Consider the following 17,713-nt stretch of genomic DNA (forward strand, 5'->3'; position numbering starts at 1 on the left):
CTTTATATAATTATAACACAAAGGCACTATTGCTTTGGTGTTTTAAAACTTTAAATTATTAAAAACATCGAGTTATGAATTACAAAACTTTAGGAAAAACAGGAGAACAATTATCCGCTATAGGATTAGGTTGTATGGGCATGAGCTTCGCTTATGGACAGGCCGACGAACAGGAAAGTATCAGAACATTACATAAAGCATTAGATTCCGGAATTAACTTTTGGGATACTGCAGACATGTATGCTAATGGAAAAAATGAAGAGCTTATTTCAAAGGTTTTGGTACCCAACAGAGATAAGATATTTATAGCGACCAAATTCGGGTTCCGTTTTAAGAATAATGAAGCAGGACCGAGCAATAGTGCTAATACTTATTTTGATGGATCACCGGAATGGATTAAACAGGCAGTTGATAATAGTCTTCAGAGATTGAAAATTGATACAATAGATTTGTATTATGCACACCGTATAGACCCTAATGTGCCAGTTGAAGAAACAGTAGGCGCTATGGCAGAACTGGTAAAAGCAGGTAAGGTACGTTACTTAGGTTTATCTGAAGCATCTGCTGAATCTATCAGGAAAGCCAATGCAATACATCCGATTGCTGCTTTACAATCCGAATACTCACTTCTGACAAGAGATGTAGAAGAAAGCATACTTCCGGTGGTAAGAGAATTAGGAATTAGTCTTGTCCCATATTCGCCTTTAGCAAGAGGTTTGTTCAATAATATTAACGAAGTTCAGCAATTGGAAGATAGTGATTTCAGAAAAAGTTTGCCACGTTATCAGGAAGCCTATCTTGAGAATAACAAAAATCTGGCTAAAGAACTGAATGGATTGGCTGCATCCAAAGATATTACTGGTAGTCAGTTAGCATTAGCATGGGTATTGACTCAGGGAGACGATATTATTCCTATTCCGGGAACTAAGCGTGTAAAATATCTTGAGCAGAATATTGAAGCTGCTGCGGTTACTTTCACAGAAACAGAAAAGAACCAGATAGAAGAGATTATTAAAAAATATCCGAATACCGGACCACGTTATTCTGAAGGTTCTATGAAACTGGTGAATAATTAAAATACTCTTTAATAGCTAGTTTTGTTAATTAGGGGTTAGGTTCATAGCAACAATTGAAATACTAGAACTAAACCTCATAGGTTTTGAAAATAATTTTATCAGTATTTAATATTGTCAAGTCCTATAGATAGGCGACCTTTGCATTGTTTAAACAACAAATGACCATGTTTATTATATCATTAAACTATATTAAGGCTATCAGCGAAATAGAAGTACATATCGATGCACACAATGATTTTCTGGATAAGCATTATGCTGATAAGAAGTTCCTGATGTCAGGAAGAAAGAATCCGAGAACCGGAGGAATTATTATAGCTCAAAATGCAACAATAGAGGAGATAAGGGAAATAATAAAAGAAGATCCCTTTCATCAGTATCAGGTAGCTGAATATGAAATAACAGAATTTCTTCCTACAAAGTTTAATTCAGATCTTAAAACGATATTGGAAGCTTTGTAAACTATCTCTTCGACTACGCTCAGAGTGACAGCTGTCGAGTAAATAGGTAAAGAAAGCTTTTAAATGATAAACTCTGTCACCTCGAGTGTTTTGCGAAAAGGAATGTAACAAAATGTATTGAGAGGTCTTGTTAAATTGTACTCTTTGTTCAGAGTGACAATTGTTGAGTAAATAATGAAGGCTCAATAATATTAATTTCTAAATGTTGAAATTAAATTTTCAAAATATTAAACCTATGAGGTTTGAAAAAATAAATCATAAACAAAAAAACAAATAATACTATATGCTTAATAAGCAGCTGGAAACAAAACACCAATTCATAGCTACTATTCTTGCTTTCGCAGTTATTCCAATGTCGGGATTAGCCACGGATATTTATCTGCCATCTATGCCCAGTATGGCCGAAGATCTCCATCTGCCAGAAGCCAGGATACAACTTACTTTAACCTTTTATCTTATCAGTTATGGTATCTCTCAGTTCTTTTCAGGAGCTCTGGTAGATGCTTTCGGGCGCTATAAGATCAGTATTATGGCATTATTACTTTTCGTTGTGTCTTTCTGGATCACAGGACACACCCAAAATATTTATGTTATCTATCTGATGCGGATTGTACAGGGAATATTGTCCGGGTTGGTGGTTGTATCCAAACGAGCCTTTTTTGTGGATGTTTATGATGGGGAAAAGAGGAAACATTACCTCAGTATTATGACTATTGTATGGTCATTAGGCCCTATTATAGCACCTTTTATAGGCGGGTATTTGCAAAAGAGTTTTGGATGGCAGTCTAACTTTACTGTATTAGCAGTATATTCATTAATAATTTTGATACTGGAGCTTATCTTTTCCGGAGAGACCATTAAAAATAAAAATCCTTTTCATATTGGTTTTCTGTGGAATGAATTTAAAACCATGCTGGGGACATTAGATTTCTTTTTTGGGATGCTAATGTGTGGCGTAAGCTATGCACTGATTATGTTCTACAACCTGTGCGGCCCATTTATTATAGAACACAAATTAGGTTACTCCTCTGTAACTACAGGATATCTTTCGCTTCTGATGGGACTGGCGTGGATGAGCGGCGGATTCCTTGGAAAGGCATTAATCTCCAGGCCCTTTCTGCCAAAGCTTAGATATTCCAACTTCTTACAATTGCTCTTTATAGTACTAATGTTTGCTAGTTCATTCTATATAGAGAACCTCTTTACATTAGTAGTTTTTGCTTTTGTAATACATGTTACTGCAGGATTTATGTTTAATAACTACTTTGCTTATTGTTTGGGGCGTTTCCCAAAATCTGCAGGAATATCTGGCGGAATTACAGGTGGAGTAGTATATATTATAACTTCTGTAGTTAGTTATGGTATAGCTGCAATAATAAAGCCGGTACAGCAGACTGGTATTGCTGAAGGTTATTTTGCTATCGGTGTTTTAGGTTTTATTATTCTGTCTTTTATTAAACGTAAAAAAGCACATATCTGATGAACAGACGCGAATTATTAAAAAAAGGAAGTATTGCAGGATTATTTAGTTTATTGCCTGCAACAAGTTTATTAGCCGAAGTGACTAAACCTGTAAAGCAGAAAGCCCGGAAATCATTGGCGGGTTACAAGAAAATGCAATTAGGGACACTGGAATTGTATATTCTTTCTGATGGTTTTATCCGGGACGGGGTAGATGGTTTTGCACCAAGAGCTGATATAAAAGAACTAAAGAAGTTATTGCAGGATAACTTCCGGTCGGAAGAAAACATTGATATGGCAATGAATGTTCCGTTGATAAAGACAGAAAACAGATTAATTCTAATGGATGCCGGAATGGGAATGTTTGCGGATGAAAATACAGGTTTCCTGCTGGAGAGTCTTTCCAAAGCAGGCTTTAAGCCTGAGGATATTACCGACGTATTTATTTCTCATGCTCATCCCGATCATATTGGTGGTCTTGTAGATAAAACCGGAAAATTGGTTTTTCCAAATGCTGGTTATTTTATTAATAAAACGGAATACGACTTTTGGATGCAGGCTACCATGGAGGACTTTGGAAATAGTGCTCTGAAGAATAAGCCAGATTTTCTTTTACAGATTATTGGAGGCATCAGAAAAATACTGACAGCCATAAAGTCTAAGACCAAATACTATGATTTTAACATGCCGCTTTATCAGTATTTCAGCTTTATACAAGCGCCTGGGCATACGCCGGGATTAACGCTTTGTAAGATAAAATCGCAAAATGAGGAAATACTCTATATGGCCGATTTAATTCATTCAGATGCTTTATTATTTCCCCATCCGGAATGGGGGTTCTCCGGAGATACAGATTTGGATCTGGCAGTTGAATCCAGAAAAAAGATACTTAACTATTTAGCAGATAACAGACTGCAGGGATTAGGTTATCATCTTACATGGCCAGGGACAGGCTTTACTAAGAAACTACAAAATGCTTTTCAATGGTTTCCTACAGCCTACTTTACACCATAGAATTAAGTAAGAATTTAGAATTACGAAATAAGAAAGGTATATTGGTTTTTGAACATGGAAAAGATATTACATTCTTTGCCCACGTTCGGTAATTTAATGTATTATGATATTAGTTGCGAATGTTTAAACAGTAGTGGTATACAGAATTAAATAAGCAAAAACCTTGTCAAAACTAATTTTGACAAGGTTCGTTATTTTAAAATATATATTATCGGAATTAACGCATTAATCCGAAAACATCGTTCAGGTAAAAGCCTATCTGAAACTGATATCGGTCGGTATTGGAAAGCATCTGATTCATCAGCCCGCCTTCAACCCGCATTTTGTCATTGATGACGTAGCCTACAGCAGCATAAAGCCTGTTTCTGTCGAAAGCTTCTTTCTTAGCATTGATGAAGATTTCATCGTATACACTGGCATACCATGTGTTTTTAACAAGTGAAGTATTGTTGAAAGGAACTATAACTCCCAATTGATAACGGAATCTAACCTCTGTCTTTGGCTGCAGAAATCTCTCTTCAATTCTGTAACGGTGATTTAGCTGTACTCTGCCAAATTTCTGTTTGGTAATAAACTGCTGGAACAATCTGTGTTCATCCAGTTGGGAAATATTCTGGTCTGCATCGTAGTTGTGAGAATGTACATAGGCGTAACCCAATAAAACATTATTGTTGTTTTCAGAAAGGTTATAACCAATACCTGTTCTTAGTAAAAGCTGATTAAGATCGCCTATAAAGTCATAATTCCGGTACTGGACTTCGTAATGGATATTGAATTTAGGATTTATCTTTTCGTTACCAAAAAGCATTATCCAGTTACCAACGTCCGATTTTTGTGCTGCCAGTAATCCGAAACTTATACCTGCCAGAAAGGCGAATGTTCTCTTAATCATGTATTACGTTTTCACAAATATAGATAAAAGCTATTAATGGACATAATTCGATATAAAATTTCTACGGAATAATACACATTATAATGGGAAAAGCTTTAAACCACATAGGTACATAGGATAAGCCGTATAGAATAGAGTCATATATAGGAAAGCAAGCTTTCGCACATTAGCGATGTATACTATATTACTATCGAAGATATCTTTTTGAAATACTATGTGTCTATGTGGTTGATAACATAAAGTTAAACCCTCAAAGACCATAAGAAATTAAGGTAATTGAGGGTTCTTTTATTGTTCAGAAATTTATCTTTTATTTCTTCATTTTGCTGAAAGAATACATTAAGTAAAACAAGAAGGGTAGTATGAATACACAGCCCAGCATCAGCGCCCAGCCTAATGCTTCAAGAGTTTTTTGTGGTGCAGCGTATTCCAGTAACGAAATGTGATTTCCATTGCCTAATAATATAATATTAGGATTGTGCTGGTAAGTCGCTGCTACCAATATCATAATGATTTGGAAACCTGCCAGAACCCTTACCGGTATTAGCTTCTTCTCCCGTATACAATAGAATATCAATCCCAATGCAAGTGTGGCCAGCGTAATGGCGATAATACCTAATGGTTTGGAAAATACCCACATCATTAAAGGTATACCAGAAAGATAAGCAGTAAGAAATACCAATGCACCTGTAATCACAACAAATAACATCATTTGCTTAGTTTTCCGGATCATCAGCTGTAATTCTGCTTTGTCTCTGGTTTCTCTTAATGAGAATACTGAAGCCAGATAAGCACATAAGGCTATAGTAAAAAGGCCAACAGAAACACCAAACCAGTTGAGCCAGCTAAAGATGTAAAGATCTAAGAAGCCTGTAGCATCCGGGTTAATAGAGGAGGATACTGTAGCTGCTGCTATAAGCCCAAGAAAGAAAGGGGTGAGCAGACTGGCATAATAAAAGATTTGAGTATACAGAATCTGCCATTTGTCTTCTACAGCATCGTAATGCCTGAAGGTAAAAGCTGTACCACGGGCGATAATACCAATAAGCATTAGTACTAAAGGAATATGCAAATAGGTGGACATCAATGCATAAATCCGTGGAAAGCCAACAAATAAAACAACGATAGCAATAATAAGCCACATATGATTGGCTTCCCAAACCGGAGCAATTGATTCATACATGATCTTTCCGGTTTTATGTCGGGCTTTTTTATTGGTGAATAATTCTACGATTCCGGCTCCGAAATCGGCTCCGCCTAAGATAATATACAGACAGATAGACAGCCATAAAAAGCCTATTACAATGTAAATCATTTTTTCTGTTTTTTATCGTTAAACAAAGCGTCTGTAGGGTCATATAATTTGGGTACCATCTTAATTTGTCTTCCGATAAGGAACATCAGAACAACCGATAGCGATATAAATACAAAAGTGAAGAAATAGAATGAATACTGTATACCCGGCATTGGTGTAACAGCGTCTATTGTTTTCATCACACCATAGATAATCCAGGGCTGACGGCCAACTTCGGTTACCGTCCATCCTGCTTCTAAAGCTATATATCCGAAAGGAGTGGCTATAAAGAAGGTTTTCAACAGCCAGTTTTTACTCAGCCATTCCTTTTTAAAGAAGAAAGAGTAGAGGTATACAGCACCAATAAACATCATTATAACACCGAAAAAGATCATAATCTGAAATGCGAAATGGGTTACGGCTATAGGAGGCCATTCGTCCTCAGGAAAGGCTTCCAGACCTTTTACCTCTGCATTAAAATCTCCTTTTGCCAGAAAGCTAAGCACTTTGGGTACTTTCACCGCATATTTTACCGTTTTGTTTTTTACATCTGGAATACCTCCTAAAACAAAAGAAGCACCTTTTTCGGTTTCGAAATGAGCTTCCATAGCTGCCAGTTTTATAGGCTGTCTTTCTGTAACAGACTTTGCAGCAATATCACCACTAAATGGTGCACCAAAAGCGCCAATAAGGGCAAAGCCAACAGCAATTCTGAAAGCTTTTGTGTGGAATTCGATGTTTTTCTTTTTTGTAATAAGGTAAGCATGAACACCTGCAACAGCAAAACCTGTAGCACAAAAGGCTGCAACCGTCATATGGAATGCCTGCGGAAACCATGCATCATTAAACATCGCTGCAATAGGATCTATATTTATATATTGTCCGTTTACATAATCGAAACCAGTAGGGCTGTTCATCCATGCATTAGCAGCAACAACCAGAATTCCGGAAGCCAGTCCGCTTACTCCAACTAAGAAACCACAAAACCAATGGAACCATTTATTGAATTTGTCCCAGCCGTAAAGAAAGAATCCCAAGGCAATAGCTTCTATAAAAAATGCCGTTCCTTCCAATGAGAATGGCATTCCGAAAATAGGACCAGCATGTTCCATAAACTTAGGCCACAATAAACCTAATTCAAAAGACAGCATTGTACCGGATACTGCTCCGGTTGCGAATAATATAGCAACACCTTTGCTCCAGGCTTTAGTGAGTCCTTTATAAATCTCATTTCCTGTTTTCAGGTATTTCCAATGTGCATAGGCCATTAAAAAGGGCATTACCATTCCGATACAGGAGAAAATGATATGAAAGCCCAGTGACATGGCCATTTGCGATCGGGCAGCTATAAAATCGTCCATAATATTGATTTTGACGAATTAAAGTTAAGTATTATTTCTTCTAAAATATTGTTTTTGACATGATTTAAAACACTGATAAATTCCATACTATATATAGTAATTGTGGTGTATTTTTATATATTGTCTATAGCATATATATGCCCAAAATTTCGTATATTTGTAGTTATTGAAAAATGTAATTTTGAATGAGTAATAAACAATATACTGCCAGTAGTATTCAGTCGTTAGAAGGGATCGAACACGTACGTCTTCGTCCTTCAATGTACATCGGTGATGTAGGATTAAGAGGTTTACACCATTTGGTATACGAAGTTGTAGACAACTCTATTGACGAAGCTTTGGCAGGCTACTGTGACACGATTACAGTAACTATAAAAGAAGGAAATGCTATTGAAGTTAGTGATAACGGTAGAGGTATTCCTGTAGACTTCCACGAGAAGGAGCAAAAATCGGCTTTGGAGGTGGTAATGACCAAGATTGGTGCCGGAGGTAAATTCGATAAGGATTCCTATAAGGTATCCGGAGGTTTGCACGGTGTTGGGGTATCTTGTGTGAATGCACTTTCTACCGATATGATTACGACTGTTTACAGAGACGGACATGTTTATCAACAAAAATACCAGAAAGGGCGTGCTGTTTCTGAGGTTGAAAAAATTGGAGATAGTGACAGAAAAGGTACTCAGCAGTTCTTCCAGCCAGACGATACTATCTTTACCGAGCTGGTTTATAACTACGATACTTTAGCTACACGTCTTCGTGAATTAGCCTACCTAAACAGAGGTATTACTATTACATTAACCGATGAGCGTGTAAAAGATGAAAACGGAAACTTCAAAGTAGAAGTTTTTCACTCTGAAGGTGGTCTGAAGGAGTTTGTTGAGTTTATTGACGGAAACCGTGAATCTATTATGGAACACGTAATCTTCATGGAAGGAGAGCGTGATGATATTCCTGTAGAAGTAGCGATGCGTTATAACACTTCATTTAATGAGAATCTTCACTCATACGTTAACAATATCAATACGCACGAAGGAGGTACGCATTTAGCAGGTTTCCGTAGAGCATTGACCAGAACTTTGAAGAAGTATGCAGATGATCTTGGATTGCCTGCAAAAGAGAAAGTAGAGATTACAGGGGACGACTTCCGTGAAGGACTTACAGCTGTAATTTCTGTAAAAGTTATGGAACCTCAGTTTGAAGGACAGACCAAAACGAAATTAGGTAACTCCGAAGTTTCTGGTGCTGTAGACAAGATTGTAGGGGAGATGCTTACTAACTTCCTGGAAGAAAATCCAAATGAAGCGAAGACCATCGTACAGAAGGTTGTTTTAGCAGCAAAAGCCAGACAGGCAGCTAAGAAGGCTCGTGAAATGGTTCAGCGTAAATCTCCGATGGGAGGTTCCGGATTACCAGGGAAGTTATCCGACTGTTCTTCTAAAGATCCAGCAGAATCCGAGCTATTCCTTGTGGAGGGAGACTCCGCAGGTGGTACTGCGAAACAAGGTAGAGATCGTTTGTTCCAGGCTATTTTGCCATTAAGAGGTAAGATCCTGAACGTAGAGAAATCTATGTTGCACAAGGTATATGATAATGACGAGATTAAAAATATCTATACGGCTTTAGGGGTAAGTGTTGGTACTGAAGAAGACAGCAAGGCACTTAACCTTACAAAACTTAGATATCATAAGATCGTTATTATGACCGATGCCGATGTGGATGGTTCTCACATTTCCACATTGATTCTTACATTCTTCTTCAGATATATGAAGGAGCTTATTGAAAACGGTTATGTATATATCGCTTCTCCGCCATTATATTTGGTGAAGAAAGGTAACAAGAAAGTATATGCATGGAACGAGAAAGAGCGTGAAGAACTTACTCAGGAATTATCCAAAGATGGTAAAGGAGTAGAGATTCAGCGTTACAAAGGTCTTGGGGAAATGAACCCTGAACAGCTTTGGGATACAACTCTAAATCCTGAGCACCGTACACTAAAGCAGGTTACTATTGATAATGCTGTAGAGGCTGATAATGTATTCTCCATGCTAATGGGTGATGAAGTTCCGCCACGTAGAGATTTTATCGAGAAGAACGCTGTTTATGCTAAAATCGATGCTTAATTAAGCATTTATAATAAAGTAAAAAGACCGGAAGAAATTCCGGTCTTTTTTATTATTTACTCTATCTGATATATTGTTAATCCTTTAGTTTGAGGTGTAGTTCTGCAAATTTCGGTTTTTGTATATGTCTTATATTTATTCATAGTTTGGCTCTGGTAAATCGAAAAAATCACCTTGCGTTTTATCCAAAGCATTTGAAAGCATCTTAAAACTTTCTTTGGTAGGTTTAAGATTAATGTATTTGTCTACAATATTCCTGTGTTTATAAATAACAAAGGTATTTTCTGCTTGCGGGTTTATTTTATTTAGGACTGCTTCAGTTTTTTCATCATAAAAAGAGGGTACAAAAGTTAGGGCTGTATATTGAATATTGAGCTCACTTCCAAGTTTTTCTAACATGGATTGTCGTTGGTCTTTATTATAATCTTTATCGTTTCCGTAAACAAAATAGACTTTGAGATATTTCTTGCGATTTTTACTTTCCTGTTCTAAAAATTGTAACCAACTTTTTACTTCATTCCAATTTGTATTATTTCCCACGAAATAAATAATGCCATGATAACGTCCATATTTGCAAACAGGGCAAGTTTGTGTACCTCTGTCTGGTCCATATACGTGGAATGGTATAAATGAGGGCTGGTCTTCTCCTATGTTTAAGCCAGATTGTAAGACTACAGTTGCTTTCTTTGGATAATTAGGAATATTAAGCCCGAGTACAATATTGTGTTCAGCAATCTGCATATTATCCTTTAGTAGTACTCTTACAACTCCGCTTCCACCACGGTTTTCCTGTGGATATTTTTTGAAATGAGGAATTAGGAGCTTGTCATCATCAAAATTAATCTCATCGGTATAATACTCATTAGCAATATCTGGCTCCTTAACGGATAAATGAATATGTGCAGGCAAAATATCATTTGGATAGGGAGAAGGGCGTATAGTCCTGATTGTATATTTTCCTTTTTCATCGGTTTTAACCCAGCCACGAATATAACCATGACGCTTAACTTTGCTATCTAATCCCGGTTTTGGAGAATAATACCCATCATTATCTGTCTGCCAGTAGTAGATGATAACGTCTGGTGCAGGTGTTTTTCCATCTATCTGAAAAACAGTTCCGGTTACAACCAATTTCTGACCTTTTTGGTCCCAACCCGGGCTTGTATTGGTCGATTGTATTTTTTCAGGCATTCCAATGTACATTAATTCGCAGCTATCACAGCCACCACCAACGACTCCATTTTTTATATCTGATGATTTTTTATTGGGTTGTTGTCCGTTGCAACTTACAGATAACAAAAGCAGAGAAATAAGTTTAAAGATTATCCATTTTTTCATTGTCAAATTTTTCTACAAAAATGATAACGAAAACAGTTAATTTTCAAATAGAATAGGGTGAGTGGAGTTTATTTTGTGCTAACCCGATGTTGCTGTGAAAACTTATCTTTAAAATTCTTTGCATAGCTACGACTGACCCTCAGGATAGTGTTGTCCAAAAGTGTGATATCATAGTCACCATTCTGTCGGGATTGGATAGACAAAATTTTATTTATATTTACAATGTACGATTTATGAATGCGCACAAACTGATTATTATTCAGCTGAGATTCCAAAGATTTTAAGGTTTCGGTATGCAGATATTTCTTGGAATGATGGTATATATTAATATAAGGAGTGTTGGCTGAAAAATAAAGTATGTCGTCCACGGCTAGCACTATCTTTGTACTGTTGCTATCAGAAACTATAAGAGAGCTGATGAAGTTTTTTGTTTTATTTTCTCCAATTGTTCCCTTAGCTATTGCATGGGGCTGCAATTTTTGACCATAAATAGTTATTATAACCAGCAAAAATCCATAAATAATTACTGTTTTTATAAAGTATGCGGATATAGCAAAATTAAAAGTTTGCCAATAGGGGAAAGTGTGGTTATAGAATACTTCTGAGAGAGCCCAAACTAATGCAGGATAAATAATCAAATGAAGTACAATAGCAGAGTTTGTGAGCAATAATTTAGAAGTTATTTTTTTTAGCTGTCCGACTAGTTTAAAAAATAATGGCAGCAATAAAATGTAAATAACCCAATAAGAACTGAATAATAATGATTCTGAAAAATAAAAACTGCTGTTTTGAAATATAGTAAATAAATAATCCAAGATTATATTAGCAGCAATAAACAATATTAAGCAAAATGCAAATATGTATTTTTGTTTGCTTTGGAGTATAGAATATATTGGCTGAGTTTTCAATTTTGTCTTTACTTACATATTACAAAGTAACTTAATTTTTTGCAAACATGAGCGTTGGCCTGCGGCTATTTCCGGAGGCTCTGAACATAATGACTGATTATAGGGCAAAATGCTTTGAAGCACACAATTTCTTGTGATGCAGGCACTATTTTATTTTACATAATGTACGGAGCATTATGTAAAATAGCTTTGGTATTTAATTTTTTAGAGCAGGGGAAAAGGGGAATTTTATTTTCACTCTTTATTCGACCGATAAACCTCCATATAACCGATTCATTTCCTCCTCAAACCATTCTCATGCGTGAGGGATAGCAGCGGTATCCTTTTGAGAGCAACCGAGAAATAAGCGATAGCTTATATCGAAGGTTGCGAGCGTAGCTCAAACAAAAGATAAAGCACTACCAAATAAAAAAGCGGCTGATGCTGCTTTGATATGCAGGTAGCCAGCGAAGCTGCTTCGACCACTGCCCAACCAAAAAACAACTGAAAAAAGGGCAGGGGACACGCCCAAATAATCACTAATGTGCCTGAAATCCAGAATATGATAAATAAACAAAATGTGCCTCACAAAATAATGTAGAAAAAGCCTATAAAACTGAGTAGCACAATGAGTGGCGCAAGCCACAAAGATTGCAACTTTTAAAAAGATTTTCCTTTGGGCGTGACCCTACGGGTCGGGCAGAACTTTGTTCGCAAGTTTCATTAAAAGCAAATGAATATTGCTTTTCTTCACTTGTACTACAAGTCCTCGCTCGTACCTCGCTGTGGGCTTTTCGCTGCTATCCCTCACGCAATCTCTGCTTAAAATAGAGTAGGGAACTCAACCGAATGAGAAAGTATGTGTACTTTAAAAATATTTTGATTAAGAATTAATTTTATCTAGGATTGCAGGAATTTCTTCAAATTCTGTAAACCATATAATTGAAACTCCTAATTCTTTCATTATTTCCTCATTTAGTTTATGGTGTCGATTTAAAAATTCTTCTGCTCCAGTGACGTTATCAACATGTTGAGTTCTAACACCATCCTTGGTTGAATAGGCAAATTTGTCAATAGACAGCCTCCTCATAAAGGCATAATGTCTTGGTGTATCAATATTTCTTGCTGAAATATCTAAAAGTCTACGCAAATTTGGATCAGTCATAGACAGTCCAATCATTAAACAATTATTCTCTCTCAAATTTGCTAATTGTACTAGATTTGACCAATGATAAGCATCTGTATAAATTTGATGATAACCTTCTTCAGAAAAAACTAGTGTACTTTTTTCTAATCCTTCATACCTTTCTGTATCTTCTGGTAAAAAACCATGCACATGATAAATAGGTAATTCATCACGGTCAAAAGCCTCATTTTCTGTATATATACTGTGATGTTGTATTGATTTTGAAGTTAATTGCCTCTCAAGTAAATCATCAAAATTATATGTAATTACAGTTCTAACTCTAGCTCCGGTTCTTCGCGGCATACATGAATTTGAAATTGAAGTAATTAGATCAGAATCCAATTTTTTTGTTGTATCCCTTAGTTTATAAAGATTTTCTGTTATTGCTTTAGTAAAATCTTTTATTTCGCTAGTTTGTTTTACTAATCCTTTTCTTAGATATCTAGCAGCCATTAATGCTGATGGCTCGTCAACAGCGTTTAATCTTTCTACAATTTGTTTTATATCCTCATCAGATATATTTGCTTGTTGGTTAAATTCTTTTGTTAAATAGGATACAAAGAGTGAACTAAGTAGAGTATTCCAGTCAGGCATTCCTGCACTACTTGATACGCCGGCTCCTAAAAACATTGAAAATTGACCACGATCATAACAGTCCTTTAAGATGTCTATTTTCTCATCTCTTTCTTTTTTCCAATCTCCAGCTTCTTTAGTAACAGCATTTTCTAATCTTAATGAAAATAAATTATTACCAATTTCTGTTGCTTTTGCCTTATGTTTATTCGCTATTTTGGAGATTTCTTTAGGCCCCCATATTGCTATTTTTAATTCTGGATTTAATAATAATATTTCATCAGTTATTCTTGATATATTTTTTTCTAGAACTGTTTCAAAACTTATTAACAGGATATTAGAATGAAGTAAGTTTCTTTCTGCCCTGTTAAGTTTATGAGTATAATAATCAGCTAATAGCCTCGCCGGCATTCTATTTAAATTGAATTTAATATCAATCAAAGTAAACCCTTTGAAATTATCGAATCCATCTTCCGCGTATGCATTCCCAATTCTTCTTTCACCTTCGACAAGTGAAAACTTTTTATTTTGATGTTCAATGTGGAACTTTAACAAATTTAATACGAACGTTTCAAAAGAGAATCGATCTCTTGTGCCACCACTATCAAACTTTAAAAAAATATCTTCTATTTTCATTTAAAAGTTTATTATTTTGATAATTATTTAATGTATTTAAGTTTGAGATTATGATTAAATTTAATTGAAGAATGATATATTTTAAACATGCTCCATAATTTCATAAGTGCTATTAAGCAAATTATCTAAATTGCTATGATGATCTTTTAAGATTGATTGCTTTTCAGTTGAGTCACCAATGCAAATTAGCTTTGTATTATTATTGAAAAATGTCTTTTTATAGTATTCTATTTTAGAGTCTTTTAGTTTATTATCAGCTAACGAAATAATTGTTTGAGTATCTTTTGGTGTGTTAGTACAAATAAAATCCAAAATTTTATCCTTACTCTTTCCATCTAAGTCCTCTTTAAAGATGCTATCAAGCATTAAAGGAAGTCTTTGAATATTATTTGTTTCATTAATGATCTTGTTAAAAGCAAAATGGTAGCTCAAAACGGCAAGGTGTAACTCAACACCTTGAAAAGGAAAACTTGATAATTCATATATATAATTGAATCTTCTATCGTCCAACTGAGGAACGCCAAGCTTTTTATTATTGGAGTTATAATAGTCTTTAAATTTTCTGTTTTTAGCTAATCGCTCATTTTCTAAATCTTCATCATTTTTAAATAATTGTAGTTTTTCCTTTAAAGCTTTAATTTCGAAATCTAATTTTCCAATGTTTGCATTTATTGAATCTTCAAGCTTTATGTTTGCCTGCGTTTTTATCCATTCATCAAGCGTAACATTTTTCTGCGAATAAATTATATGCCTATGATAATCATTTGCTAACATATCTCGTAATCCACTAATTTTTTTATTTAATGAATTGATGTCTGACTGTATCTTTTTATTTTCTAATGATATCTTTTCTTTTATTTTAATTGAATCATTTTCTTCCTGATAGTACTGATATATTTCTTTCGTATCTATTGGTAATATCTGTTGACAAATAGGACAATTATCTTTGCCAGGGAACTGATGTTTATGATTTCTACTAACCTTAGATACAACAGAAAGTCTTTGAGTATTATAGGTCAATATATTTGATTTTTTTACATATTCATTTTCCAGTTCTAATAACTCTGATTTTCTTTGTGCTATCTCGTTGATAAATTCTTGTCCTTTTCCTTTAAAAGAATCATCAATAAGTTTAGCTGTCTCAATTGTTTTATCAGTCCTTTCAAAATTAAGATAGAAGTTATATTTTAACTTTTTATCATTCAATTCATTTTCAAGTTCTTTTTTTCGTTCTTTATCTTCTAGTTTTGAGATTCCTAAATAATAGTCTAAAAAGTCATCTTTAAAATTTTTATAAAAATCAAGATTACTAAAGGACTTTCTTAAATATACCCATCCCACATCTTGTGATACATAGTAGGGTAAAAAGATTGTTTCTATTGGCGCTTTTGAAATTCCGCTTTTAGATTCTAACAGTAAATCAAAATCAAATAAATTATTGAAAAATTCTTTCAATTTTGCATGTTCAACAGAACTATTACCAGAAATACCATTAAATGTAATTATCTTATTTTCTGTGTGGTTTTTGATGAATAGGGTTTCATCATTACGCACAAAAGTAAAATCATTATTCTGTGTCCCTTTTATTATTGTTATGTCTAAACGTGTAAATATATTCTCTGATAATATTTTTACCAGTTTAGTTTTATTATCATTGATTCCAAACGTATATAGTATTAATTGAATTAAGGTACTTTTACCCGAAGTATTTGCCCCGTATATTACATTAAGATTGTTTCCAAAGTCAGTAAAAAAACTCTTTTTATTAACTTCACTATGGATAAATATTTTATTGAGTTTTAATTTTGTTTTCATTTTTGTAAAAGTATTTGATAATAACCAGCCGCTATTGCAGCTTTTAGTTGAGTAGGAGACAATACAGAGCTATTATATTTTAAAAAATCGTCATGTAGATATTTAATACAATTCACATCATTAGTATAGCTTGCAAATGTTGGCTTTTTACTTTCAATGTATTTAATTATTTTTTGATGCTCTCCTTGCTTTAAGTCTTTAAAATGATCTAAACTATTTTCAAAATCAAGTTCAAAATTTAGTGCGTCAACTACATTTATTCCCAATTCATCATAGATTTTATCTGCTTTTTTTCGACACATTTCAAGAGCAAGATTCTTTGTAGTCAATATATTTAGGATCTCATTTATTTTTGAAGATTCTAATCTTTTTGATACATCTTTTAATTTAGGTTGATCACCCTTATTATATGTGCTTTCAATTCCTTTTAGATTAAAAATAAAAGTATCTCTCGCTGCATCGTGATCAAGAATAAGCTTTCCAAATACGGTTTTAAATTTTCCCGATAATAATTCTAATTGACTTTTTGTATTACGCCCAATATCTATAAAGCTAAAATTTAGATTAGAAAATTGATCTAACTGATCTTTATCAAATGTGATATTGGTATTTCCTTTTTTTAAATTAGTTTGGCAATCTACAGGTAAAGCAGTGTATTTTACAGATTCGTTTGTTTCATTAACATAGAATCTTTCTGTTTTTTTTGAAGTAGAACATTTATAGTCGAGAGAAATTGTATTGTTAGTTATAAAATGATGTAACTGTGAATAAGAGGGAGATTTCTTTAATTCATCTTTTAACAACTCAACTCCTGAATTACAAATTTTTTGAATAATCTCATATAATTTATTTGTTGTCCAGTTAGTTGAAGATTTTTTTGCCTGATATGTTGTTATCTCTGCGAGCTCGGATTTTTCATTTAAAATTCCGAAAACAATATCATCATAATGCTCTAGCATAATGAAATAATTTTGGTCTTTTAAAGCACTATACTTCTCTAGAAATATATAAATACAACTGTTTCTTTGAAAATCAAATCCAACGCTTGCTTGAACACCTGAATTACTGTCAATTTTTTTTTCTCCCATCGAGCTAAAATAGTTTGGGCTTACTGAAGCTTATTTTTCATGAATTAATCTCTCCAACTTCTCAATCATTTCCTTTTGCTGTTGAAGCATACGCTCATAAAGCTCAACCATCTTATCAAGAGGATTGAAAGTCGGCTGAATATTTATAGCGTTTAAAGTCGATGTGTCGTTACTTGTAAATGTATTTGAGATAATATTTACCGCCTGTTCCTCATCAAAATTCTCAATAGCTTCGGTAGGTACTTTCAGGATTTTAGCCACTTGTTCTAAAATATCCTTTTCTACAGATTCTTTTTGTTCCAGGAGAGAGATTTTCTTTTGGTTCCAGTCTTTGCCCAATTCGTAGGCCAGGGCATCCTGCTTGATGCCGAGCATTTCACGGAAACGCTTGATGTTTCGACCTTGGTGTATTTTCTTGTTTGGCATATCGGTATGTATCGTAAATCTCAAATATACTGTTTTTAGTTAAAATAATTAACAACTATTGGTAAATGAAGTTTCTAAATTATGCTTT

General features: G+C 34.4%; 14 protein-coding genes. 5 read left to right on the forward strand and 9 right to left on the reverse strand.

Translation table 11 applies throughout. From position 1 onward, the window contains the following. Positions 1–74: 74 nt before the first annotated feature. The 4 genes from AYC65_RS06505 (at position 75) to AYC65_RS06520 (ending at position 4,009) form a co-directional block, all read left to right on the forward strand. Complete coding sequence (locus tag AYC65_RS06505) at positions 75–1,076, forward strand: aldo/keto reductase (RefSeq protein WP_034870220.1); 1,002 nt, start codon at positions 75–77, stop codon at positions 1,074–1,076. Positions 1,077–1,240: 164 nt separating this feature from the next. Beyond that, positions 1,241–1,534 (forward strand): YciI family protein, encoded by a 294-nt coding sequence (locus tag AYC65_RS06510; RefSeq protein WP_034870222.1) that lies wholly within the window; start codon positions 1,241–1,243, stop codon positions 1,532–1,534. A 283-nt stretch (positions 1,535–1,817) separates the two neighbouring features. Then, positions 1,818–3,014, forward strand: coding sequence for an MFS transporter (locus AYC65_RS06515; protein ID WP_034870224.1), 1,197 nt, complete (start codon positions 1,818–1,820; stop codon positions 3,012–3,014). After that, positions 3,014–4,009, forward strand: coding sequence for an MBL fold metallo-hydrolase (locus AYC65_RS06520; RefSeq protein WP_034870225.1), 996 nt, complete (start codon positions 3,014–3,016; stop codon positions 4,007–4,009). The genes AYC65_RS06515 and AYC65_RS06520 overlap by 1 nt, the downstream gene beginning before the upstream one ends. 217 nt (positions 4,010–4,226) lie before the next feature. Here the strand turns inward: AYC65_RS06520 and AYC65_RS06525 are convergent, their stop codons facing one another. From AYC65_RS06525 to AYC65_RS06535, 3 genes are all read right to left on the reverse strand, one after another. Further along, positions 4,227–4,901 carry a DUF2490 domain-containing protein gene (locus AYC65_RS06525; RefSeq protein WP_034870227.1) on the reverse strand — a complete coding sequence of 225 codons (675 nt, stop codon included), beginning with the start codon at positions 4,899–4,901 and terminating at the stop codon, positions 4,227–4,229. A 310-nt stretch (positions 4,902–5,211) separates the two neighbouring features. Next, positions 5,212–6,216, reverse strand: a complete 1,005-nt coding sequence (locus AYC65_RS06530; protein WP_034870228.1) for a cytochrome d ubiquinol oxidase subunit II — start codon at positions 6,214–6,216, stop codon at positions 5,212–5,214. Beyond that, positions 6,213–7,556 carry a cytochrome ubiquinol oxidase subunit I gene (locus AYC65_RS06535; protein ID WP_034870230.1) on the reverse strand — a complete coding sequence of 448 codons (1,344 nt, stop codon included), beginning with the start codon at positions 7,554–7,556 and terminating at the stop codon, positions 6,213–6,215. The genes AYC65_RS06530 and AYC65_RS06535 overlap by 4 nt, the downstream gene beginning before the upstream one ends. Positions 7,557–7,741: 185 nt before the next feature. Here AYC65_RS06535 and gyrB point away from each other — a divergent pair, with 185 nt between their 5' ends. Next, a complete protein-coding gene (gene gyrB / locus AYC65_RS06540; protein ID WP_034870231.1) occupies positions 7,742–9,676 on the forward strand; it encodes a DNA topoisomerase (ATP-hydrolyzing) subunit B in 1,935 nt (644 codons plus the stop codon). A 135-nt stretch (positions 9,677–9,811) separates the two neighbouring features. On the opposite strand, the gene AYC65_RS06545 is transcribed toward gyrB, so the two are convergent. The 6 genes from AYC65_RS06545 to AYC65_RS06570 form a co-directional block, all read right to left on the reverse strand. After that, complete coding sequence (locus tag AYC65_RS06545) at positions 9,812–11,014, reverse strand: dioxygenase family protein (RefSeq protein WP_034870232.1); 1,203 nt, start codon at positions 11,012–11,014, stop codon at positions 9,812–9,814. A gap of 68 nt (positions 11,015–11,082) precedes the next feature. Beyond that, complete coding sequence (locus AYC65_RS06550) at positions 11,083–11,922, reverse strand: LytTR family DNA-binding domain-containing protein (protein WP_034870233.1); 840 nt, start codon at positions 11,920–11,922, stop codon at positions 11,083–11,085. 862 nt (positions 11,923–12,784) lie between these two features. Then, the gene (locus AYC65_RS06555) at positions 12,785–14,296 is read right to left on the reverse strand and encodes an SIR2 family protein (RefSeq protein WP_034870234.1); all 1,512 of its coding nucleotides are present in this window, start codon (positions 14,294–14,296) and stop codon (positions 12,785–12,787) included. Positions 14,297–14,377: 81 nt separating this feature from the next. Next, on the reverse strand, positions 14,378–16,111 hold the full coding sequence (locus tag AYC65_RS06560; RefSeq protein ID WP_059333775.1) for an ATP-binding protein: 1,734 nt from the start codon (positions 16,109–16,111) through the stop codon (positions 14,378–14,380). Further along, the gene (locus AYC65_RS06565) at positions 16,108–17,199 is read right to left on the reverse strand and encodes a dsDNA nuclease domain-containing protein (protein ID WP_059333774.1); all 1,092 of its coding nucleotides are present in this window, start codon (positions 17,197–17,199) and stop codon (positions 16,108–16,110) included. The genes AYC65_RS06560 and AYC65_RS06565 overlap by 4 nt, the downstream gene beginning before the upstream one ends. A 30-nt stretch (positions 17,200–17,229) precedes the next feature. Next, complete coding sequence (locus tag AYC65_RS06570; protein ID WP_034867214.1) at positions 17,230–17,625, reverse strand: helix-turn-helix domain-containing protein; 396 nt, start codon at positions 17,623–17,625, stop codon at positions 17,230–17,232. Positions 17,626–17,713: the final 88 nt, after the last annotated feature.

This window comes from Elizabethkingia bruuniana (assembly GCF_002024805.1).
Lineage (GTDB): Bacteria > Bacteroidota > Bacteroidia > Flavobacteriales > Weeksellaceae > Elizabethkingia > Elizabethkingia bruuniana.